Origin of the sequence: Candidatus Sysuiplasma acidicola (genome assembly GCA_019721035.1) — an archaeon.
In the GTDB taxonomy this organism is placed as follows: Archaea; Thermoplasmatota; Thermoplasmata; order Sysuiplasmatales; family Sysuiplasmataceae; genus Sysuiplasma; species Sysuiplasma acidicola.
Window position 1 is genome coordinate 74,413 of record JAHEAA010000008.1, and the last position, 8,212, is coordinate 82,624.

Here is an 8,212-nt window from a genome sequence, read left to right on the forward strand (position 1 = left end):
CGTCGCATTTACTACAACGTTAACATGACTTTTGACGAACCAATGAGATTCGATGCCAGTTTACTGAAGACAACCGGCCCGTTATCCAGCGGCTCCATTGTAATCCACTTCTGTCGATCATCCAGGAAGTCTGTGCCCGCGAGCGTTACCGCTTTCGAAAATTCAGCATCAGTGTAGGCATACGAACCTTCTATGACAAGCTCACCCCTCACGATAGAATTTGCACCGATCCTGGACGTAGCCTCGTGATTGCCTATGAAAATAGCCTTACCTCCTCTCCTGATCACACTGACACATTGCTCCCGCGTTGATTCCACGCCAACCGCGTCAAAGGAAAAATCTGCTCCCTGCCCAGCCGCACTTCGCAGGCTCAAAAGTGTATTGCTGTCACGGCCGTTTACCACGCGTGTGGCTCCCATGATTCTGGCAGTCTTCAGTCTTTCCTCGTTTACATCGACTGCGGTGCAATCATTCACTCCACGGCGTCTCAGAAGCTTGAGAATAAGCAGTCCTATGATGCCCATGCCAAAAACAACAGCACTGTCTCCTGTTCTTAAATTGCACTTGTCAACTGCTCTGAGAGCGGTTGCAAGAGGCTCGGAAATCGCACCTGCGGCTGGATTCTCTACCGGATAGCATGACGAGGCGGGGACGGCCACATATTCTGCAAACGAACCTGGAAACGCGGCTCCAATGATTTTCCTTTCATGACACAGATTCCTCAGACCTGTAAGACAGTACATGCAGTGGCCACATGTTACCATTGGATTGACTGCAACAAGTCTTTCTTTCAGATGCTCCGGAGAACCAGCACCAATCTTCTCCACGACGCCTGAAAATTCATGTCCCATCGTAAGGGGTGGAACCCTCAGCTCGTTCAGGCCGAGATATGCAGCAACTTCGCTTCCGCAGACGCCTGACATAAAGACTCTGACAAGCACCCAGCCTGCCGGAGGTTCTGGTTTGGGGACGTCCTCAATCTTCATCTCGTTTTTCGCTACCCATACGAGTGCTTTCATGGCCACCATCACCTGAAACACAGGCTTAACATTATCGTTTTCAGGGGCAGTTAAAAAACGTCTAAGAAGTTGATCGCGGAGCCACGGAAAGGAGTCATTGAGACGGCGCCTGCATTCCTGTCCTGTAAATTTCCAGCACAGCCGAAAGATCTCTTTTCGCAACTCTCGGATCCATGGGCAATTCGCCGTCCTCCTCTACCGCCCTGAGAAATCCTCCTATTTCCTTATCGAACACATCCTCTATTTTGATATCAACGGTTTTTCCGTTCAGAACCGGTTTCCCAAATGCATAGCGGATGCCAGACATGTACTTGAAATCGACTTCCGGATGAGTGGTAATGTCCTCAACTATACTGCCCTCGCTTCCTATGATCTCGTACGAAGGCACCCTCGGACTGTGAGGATAACTCCATGTATAGAAAAGCAGACCGTGTGCAGACGATTTGAAATCAAACAGAGAGATGGATGTATCCTCCCCTTCAATTGAGGATGAACCGTGGTAAACCACAGGCCTGATGCTCCTGTAGTCCCCGCCGAAATTGAGGAGAGTGTCGACGAAATGTATACCCCCGTCTATCAGGGAACCACCGCCCATCACATTCGCTTTCGCTCTCCAGCCGTTTTTGCTGTACAGTCTCTGATCCCGAACAATGATGGTATGCACTCTGCCGATTTTTCCTTCCGCCACCGCCGCTACGGCATATCTTACGGATGCATCGAAATAGTACTGCTCCGCTACCATGAATTTCACACCTGCCCTTGCAGCTTCCTCAATCATCAATTCGGCGTCAGCTACTGAGGTTGCGACAGGTTTTTCAATCAGTACATGCTTCTTCCTGGAGATTGCGCTTATTGCCACTTCCCTGTGCATGTTATGCGGCAGTATGATGTCGACAATGTCTGCATCTGATGACAGAGCCTCCGGAATATCACTGAATGTTTCGGTCGCACCGTAGGCTTCGGCCGCCTCCTCCAGCAGCTTTTCATTGCGGTCGTAGAGCGCAATTTCGACGTTCAGCTTTTTCCAGGAGTCGAGATGGACTTTGCCAAAACCTCTTGAACCAAGAACCAGGATTTTCATGATAAAGGAATAGGCGGGCATGCGATTAAAAGTTTTCATACCCGCATCAATCTGATGCACTCACTAACTGGTTTCATGTCTGTTGGTCTGGACCTCGTGCTTCAGCGGGAATCGTTATGCATCATTTTTCTGATGATTGAAAATGCGGTCGTTTCATTAAGTGCTGTCATCTGCCCTCCGTCGACAAGCATGGAACTGCCGGTAACGAACGAAGACCTGCCTGAGATCAGAAAACTCACCGCTTCAGCAATTTCTTCGGGTTTACCGGCTCTTCCGAGGGCATGTGAGCGACAGGACGCCTCATACTCCGCCGGTTTTCTCTTCTTCCAGTCAAGTATCCGCTCGCTCGTCACAAGACCGGGGAGTATGGAATTCGCCCTTATTCCAAGGTGACCAAATTCAAGCGCTATCGAGCGCGTGAGGGCATTCATTGCTGCTTTTGCGGCGTCATATGCGGCTGAATCGACATCGCCTGCTGCGAGAGCGTGTACGGAGGATATATTGACAATGCTGCCTCCTCCGTTTTTAATCATCGGCGGAATGAGCTTTCTGCATAGCATGACCGGGGCGAAGAAGGTGACATCGAATGTCCGTTTCCAGTCTTTCCCGCTTAGATCCAGGAAGGGCTTCCCCACCATGGCAAAAGCACTGTTCACAAGTCCTGTCAGTCTCACTCCCCGTCGGTTCGCGGTACGTGCAATCCGGTCTATTGTTCTGCTATCCGATATGTCCCCTGTGACATGGAATATGGAATTTCCACTGCATTCGATATTTTCGAAAACCACACTTGTGTCGATTATGTCACTAAGAATAAGATTATAGCCTTCGGATGCGAGTTTTAAAGCTGTTGCCCTGCCTATTCCCAGAGAGGCACCCGTTATAACCACAGTATCTCCGTTTCCGTTCATTTCACTTCTTCACTTCCTGACAGTATTTGGATACAACTGACAGACGCACGGTATCAGTTAAAGGCAGGCTGTATTACTTTTCCGTCATAATTCATTATGGAGCGCCCTTTGTCATCAAACAGAAGTATCTCGTTTTTCCTGGCAAATACCTTTACAGGAGTCCCTCCGGCCATAGGGACTTCGCTTGCTGTGACTATGTCCTTATCTATGCCGGGTATGTTGAAAAGCACCCTGAACACGCCGACGGAATAACCGGAAATGTTTACGGTTCCATCGCTCAGCATTAGCCATTCCTTCTCATTCAACTCCTGATCCTCATCTTTTGTCGAAAGTCTTATGCCTTCGGGCCTCAGACCCAGAATAATTTTCATTTCTCCAGCGCTTCTGTAATTATCGCCAATCTGCTCAGGTTCTACTTCAAAACCGATTTTCTCCCCGATATTGATGAGAGACTTGCCGTGGGTGGTCAGTGTTGAAGGAATGAGGTTGATTTCACCTATCGCCCTGGCAACGTCGATCGCATTCGGTTTGTGGTAAAGCGTTTCGGTAGCTGCTGTCTGAATGTTCCGGCCGTTGGATATGACCAGGGCATTATGTGCAAGCGCGAAAATATCGGCCGGGTCATGTGAAACAATTATTGCAGTTATCTCCAGCTCCTTCTGGACATTCCTGACAAGTGAACGTGCGCTGTCCTTAATGGTTGCGTCGAGATTGCTGAATGGTTCGTCGAGAAGGAGCAGAGCAGGGTCTTTGGCGAGTGCCCTGCTCACCGCGACCCTCTGCTGCTGTCCGCCGCTGATGTTGCCCGGCCTCCTGCTCAGCGCTTCCCGTATGTCGAGGAGATCGGCAAGGAATTCCACCTTTTTCTTGATCTCCGTAGCAGGCATCTTTCTAGCTCTCAGAGGGAACGCTATATTCTCATAGCTGGTCAGATGAGGATAGAGTGCCCAGTTCTGAAATACCATTCCGATGTTCCTTTCCTCGGCCGGAACTTTGATTTTTCCATTTTCCGCAACAACTCTGTCGTTGAAAGAAATTGAGCCAGATGTGGGCTCCTCCAGACCGGCAATGAGTCTCAGAAGTGTAGTCTTGCCTGCGCCGCTTGAGCCGATAATGCCGTAGAAGTCCTTATTTTCGACTGTGAATGATATGTCCTCGATGGCTGTCTTTATCTTGTTTCCACGACCAAACGATTTAGTAACATTTCTGAATTCGATTTTAACCAATTCAGTTCACCCCTTGCCACCAGAGCCAAGAGCCAGAAATCCCCTTATAAAGTATCTGCCGAGTATGATGATAAGCAACAGTGGAAGCAGGGAGGATATCAGTGCGGCTGCGAAGCTCTCATTGTAAAGTGCACCGTAGCTTCCTGAGTATGACATCACCAGTACCGATGCTGTCCTCATGGGGGGTGTTGATGTCAATATAAGTGGTATGAAAAAATTATTCCATGTCTCAACTATGATGAACATGAATGTGGAAATTGCACCCGGGATTACCAGCGGCCACACCACCTTTCTGAATATCAGCCAGTCATTTGCGCCGTCTATACGCGCCGCTTCCAGTGTCCGCTTCGGCAGAACAGCCATAAAAATCGACATCAATAGCGCGCCTGTCGGTAGATAGAAAATAAGAAATGCGAATATCAATCCGTAATATGTGTTGAAAATACCCAATTTCACCGCCAGGCTGGTCAGCGGCACGAGCGTTATCTCATAAGGTACAAATGTGGCAATCGCTATTATTGTAAAGACAGTGTCGTTGAAGTAGGATTGCTTGAGTGAAAGGTGGTATGCAGCCATTGCCCCGAGGAATGTGGAAATTGCAGCAACCGGAATGGTGATGATTAGACTGTTAAGCAGACTCTGTTTCATCTGACCGAAAACAGTCTCTATGGCGGACAGTGAGAAACCTGCCGGCTGCAGAACGGGAGTGCTGATAACCCCGGATGCCGTCTTGAACGAATTGATGAGCAGGCTGTAGACAGGAATCAGCCATATTGCAGCAAAAAAGCACAGCAGTGCCAGAACAATTCCAGAGCGTAAACGGATTTTGGTTTGTGCACTGATAATTTGTTCAGTCATTTGTTATCCACCTCTTAAGTCCGAAGAGTGCATAAGGTATCACGACGACAGCCGCCAGAATCACAAGCACAACACTTGCAGCAGATGACTGAGCGAAAAACTCGGTGATGTAGTAAAAGTACATGCTGAGAACTGCTGTCTCTGTAAAGGGATTCAGACCTGTTGAGACAAACGGAAGCGAAAATATCCTGAGTGCGAACAGGAAGAGCAGCGCTGTTGAAACAATGAAGGCATTCTTCGATTCCGGCAACAGTATTTTGGTAAGAATTCTGAGTGTTGAGGCACCGTCCATTCTTGCCGATTCTATTACTTCCTTAGTGACATTCTGGAATGATGCGAGATAAAATATTACTGCAAGGCCGGAGAATACCCAGATGGATACGAGGATGAGGCTTGGAAGCGCTGAATCAGGCCTGTCCAGCCATGTATACTGCGGTAGCCCGAGTGCACCGAAAATTGTGTTTATGCCTGTTCTTGTATTGTACAGCCATGTCCATATTACAGCCGATGCAGCCAGTGAAATTGCAAGTGGATAGATAAAAATCGTGGTGAATATGAGCCTGATTTTGCTGCTGCCGACATTGTATATCAATGTTGCAAAAAATATGCCGAAAACATTGCCAAACAGTATTAGTGATGCTGACCAGACTAGCGAACTCCTCAATGCATTAGTGAATGCCGGATCCTTGAATATTGTAGCGTAAGTCTGAAAGCCCACGAATGCTGCGATTGGATGAAATGAGGATGAATTTGTGAAAGAGGTATAGACATTCCAGCCGACAAGATATAGGAGGATAATGGAAAATATCCCGGTTGGAATGAAGAAAAGAAAACTGGTTCGTTTTATAAGCGCCGTTACGCATTACCTCCCACGTGGATATGAAATTCGTTCATTGGCCCCACATTTCAGATTCTAACATTCCTGATTATATCTCAGTCTGAAGCGGTTTACCGTAAATAATCTTAACTATAAATCATCACACATGAAGCACACTGAGATACTGCTGTGATTCCGGGCTGTAAGAAAGAATCGTTCAGTTGCCATTTTTATTCCCACATGAGGATTGTCTAATACCCTTGCTGGGAACCGCTTTGAGTGCATGGGATGCACTCCTGCCTCAAGGCTGCTTAACGGTTTCTGGATGTTTTCCGCCCGCAAACGCAATACCCGCTATCATGGTGTCGACATGCGATTTCATAATTCCAGTTTTCAGGAGTTCTGCCATTATTTCAATGGCTTTCAATGCTGCCAATTAGTCAAACTACGCATTATGGAATACCTCGTCGAGTCGTTGAAGGCTGCAACCTTCGATTGAGAATGGGTCCCTGGAGCAATTTCGTGGCTCTCCTGCCACCAGTTCCTTTGCTTCCCTGACGGCATCACCGTCGGAGTGCATGAGATCTATGATAAACGATGTGCCCAGAACGTAAGTCATGTCATCTACACTCTTCTTTCTGTCTCTGTGCCTTTAAGTCGTCTGAACGCATTAGCATTACGGCTTCTGCAACCTGATCTGCCGCCTCCTTGCTCACAAGGTGTGAGAATTCTAGCAGTGAGGGCTCACCTCTATCGAGTAGTCTGTGAATTACATCGGAGAAGCTTTCTCCGGTTCTCTTTGCAGCTTTCAGCTTGCTGTAAGCGGAGTTTTCCAGCGAGATAGTCTTCCTTCCCATGCATCAATGTATATGCTTCTGTGTATTTCTGCTCTTATATTATGACTATGGCGGGCATAAACCGTCAGACTACTCAAGTATGTAATTGATGTGCCAGCCGTCGCTCAGATTGTAAATAGCACGTATCACCTACAGAATCTGAAGATGCTGGCATTCATCCATCATTAGAGAGTGACCTAAACGTTCATGTCCGCTATGGTGCTATAACAAAGCTTCATATAGAATAAGTGGTAGATTATTCTGAATGCCTGTCGTGGCAGGAAAAAGACTCTTTGAGGTAAGTGGAAATGGGGAAGAATGGAAAGGTGGCAGGTGAACTCGAATTTGTGGCGTCGATGGAAGATGAGCTGGGGAAATACGTTGACCAGTGGATTGCTGTTGTTGGCAACAGAATTGTAGCGGAAGGTAATAGCGCCAAAGAGGTATTTGATAGGGCCAAGAAAGTGAGCCCAAGGGAAGTCCCATTTATAATGAAAGTACCAAGAGACAAGATAATGGTGCTTTGAGGAATGGCGCACCGCGCGAGGCTTAAGCCTGCTGGGACAACGTGCAAATATCTCAGGTACGAATATTATTCAAATGGCAAAAAGAATAAGTTAATCCTGCCCCTCGTCCAGATTCGAATCAAAACTGAAGCCGACACTGTATCGACTACGGCCTTGGTCGACAGCGGGGCTAATGTCACCTTGATACCTCAGGAGCTGGCTGAAATTCTGGAAGTCAAGTACGAGATGGAAAAGGGAAAGCCTGTCGTTATCCAAACAACTGGCGCTGGTGGCGAATTCGCAAGCTTCGAAACTCGTTTAAAGAGCCTATCGCTCCTTAAAGGAGGTAAGGCGTTCTGGTCTACATTCGGAGTACCGGTACTAGTCCCAGACAAACCAAATTCTATTCCTTATGCAATTCTCGGACGGGACTTAGTGTTTGGTAAGTTTGATATAACTTTCTTTGAGAGAAGTCAGAAGTTTACTTTTTCTCCTTAAGATGCGCAGTTCGCTTCCCCCTCCTTTCCAAACAGTATGGACTATTGTATCTCCTACAATTCTTCTCGCAATGATTTGCGAATCTTGGTGTCATATCCTTCCCAATTCGCTAGTTTCAAGCTGTTCTGCACCTCCAATTTCTTAGACCACAAGTAGTGTGTTCGAAAACTAGAACACATGTGATGTCACATAACACGCCTAGCTAAAGCCCATCAAAGAGTAACTCGAAAAGAATGTTGACGAATGTTGACAATACCATGCTTGCTGGCTTTCTCTCTGCCTGCGAAACGCTCCTGAGTCCTCATCGGTTTGAATGTGGAACGCCGCTCCATCCTGTAGCTCTTCCTTATTCTGTTTTAACCAGCCTTCTTTTCAATGAAGGGTGCGGTGAATTTGAATGTGTTCTTTCCAATTTCTTCAAACACATGTGTTCTACTAGCTGATGTGTCATAGCCGCACTTGC

10 protein-coding genes are annotated in these 8,212 nt (G+C 47.3%); 2 read left to right on the forward strand and 8 right to left on the reverse strand.

What is annotated here, in order from left to right:
- Positions 1-11 precede the first annotated feature (11 nt).
- The 8 genes from KIS30_05345 to KIS30_05380 all read right to left on the reverse strand — a co-directional run bounded on the left by KIS30_05345 (position 12) and on the right by KIS30_05380 (position 6,766).
- Positions 12-1,019 (reverse strand): alcohol dehydrogenase catalytic domain-containing protein, encoded by a 1,008-nt coding sequence (locus KIS30_05345; protein ID MBX8646167.1) that lies wholly within the window; start codon positions 1,017-1,019, stop codon positions 12-14.
- Positions 1,020-1,113: 94 nt separating this feature from the next.
- Positions 1,114-2,100, reverse strand: a complete 987-nt coding sequence (locus tag KIS30_05350) for a Gfo/Idh/MocA family oxidoreductase (GenBank protein MBX8646168.1) — start codon at positions 2,098-2,100, stop codon at positions 1,114-1,116.
- Between the two features lie 101 nt (positions 2,101-2,201).
- A complete protein-coding gene (locus KIS30_05355; protein ID MBX8646169.1) occupies positions 2,202-3,008 on the reverse strand; it encodes an SDR family oxidoreductase in 807 nt (268 codons plus the stop codon).
- Positions 3,009-3,061: 53 nt separating this feature from the next.
- Entirely contained in the window at positions 3,062-4,234 is a 1,173-nt protein-coding gene (locus tag KIS30_05360; GenBank protein ID MBX8646170.1) for an ABC transporter ATP-binding protein, read from the reverse strand.
- Positions 4,235-4,240: 6 nt separating this feature from the next.
- The gene (locus tag KIS30_05365; GenBank protein ID MBX8646171.1) at positions 4,241-5,092 is read right to left on the reverse strand and encodes a carbohydrate ABC transporter permease; all 852 of its coding nucleotides are present in this window, start codon (positions 5,090-5,092) and stop codon (positions 4,241-4,243) included.
- Positions 5,085-5,939 (reverse strand): sugar ABC transporter permease, encoded by an 855-nt coding sequence (locus tag KIS30_05370; protein MBX8646172.1) that lies wholly within the window; start codon positions 5,937-5,939, stop codon positions 5,085-5,087. The genes KIS30_05365 and KIS30_05370 overlap by 8 nt, the downstream gene beginning before the upstream one ends.
- Before the next feature lie 415 nt (positions 5,940-6,354).
- Positions 6,355-6,528: a hypothetical protein gene (locus tag KIS30_05375; protein ID MBX8646173.1), complete on the reverse strand. Its 174-nt coding sequence runs from the start codon at positions 6,526-6,528 to the stop codon at positions 6,355-6,357.
- Between the two features lies 1 nt (position 6,529).
- Positions 6,530-6,766 carry a hypothetical protein gene (locus KIS30_05380; protein MBX8646174.1) on the reverse strand — a complete coding sequence of 79 codons (237 nt, stop codon included), beginning with the start codon at positions 6,764-6,766 and terminating at the stop codon, positions 6,530-6,532.
- A 287-nt stretch (positions 6,767-7,053) separates the two neighbouring features.
- Here KIS30_05380 and KIS30_05385 point away from each other — a divergent pair, with 287 nt between their 5' ends.
- Together KIS30_05385 and KIS30_05390 are read left to right on the forward strand one after the other, a co-directional pair.
- Entirely contained in the window at positions 7,054-7,272 is a 219-nt protein-coding gene (locus tag KIS30_05385) for a hypothetical protein (GenBank protein ID MBX8646175.1), read from the forward strand.
- Positions 7,273-7,275: 3 nt separating this feature from the next.
- Complete coding sequence (locus KIS30_05390; protein ID MBX8646176.1) at positions 7,276-7,749, forward strand: retropepsin-like domain-containing protein; 474 nt, start codon at positions 7,276-7,278, stop codon at positions 7,747-7,749.
- Positions 7,750-8,212: the final 463 nt, after the last annotated feature.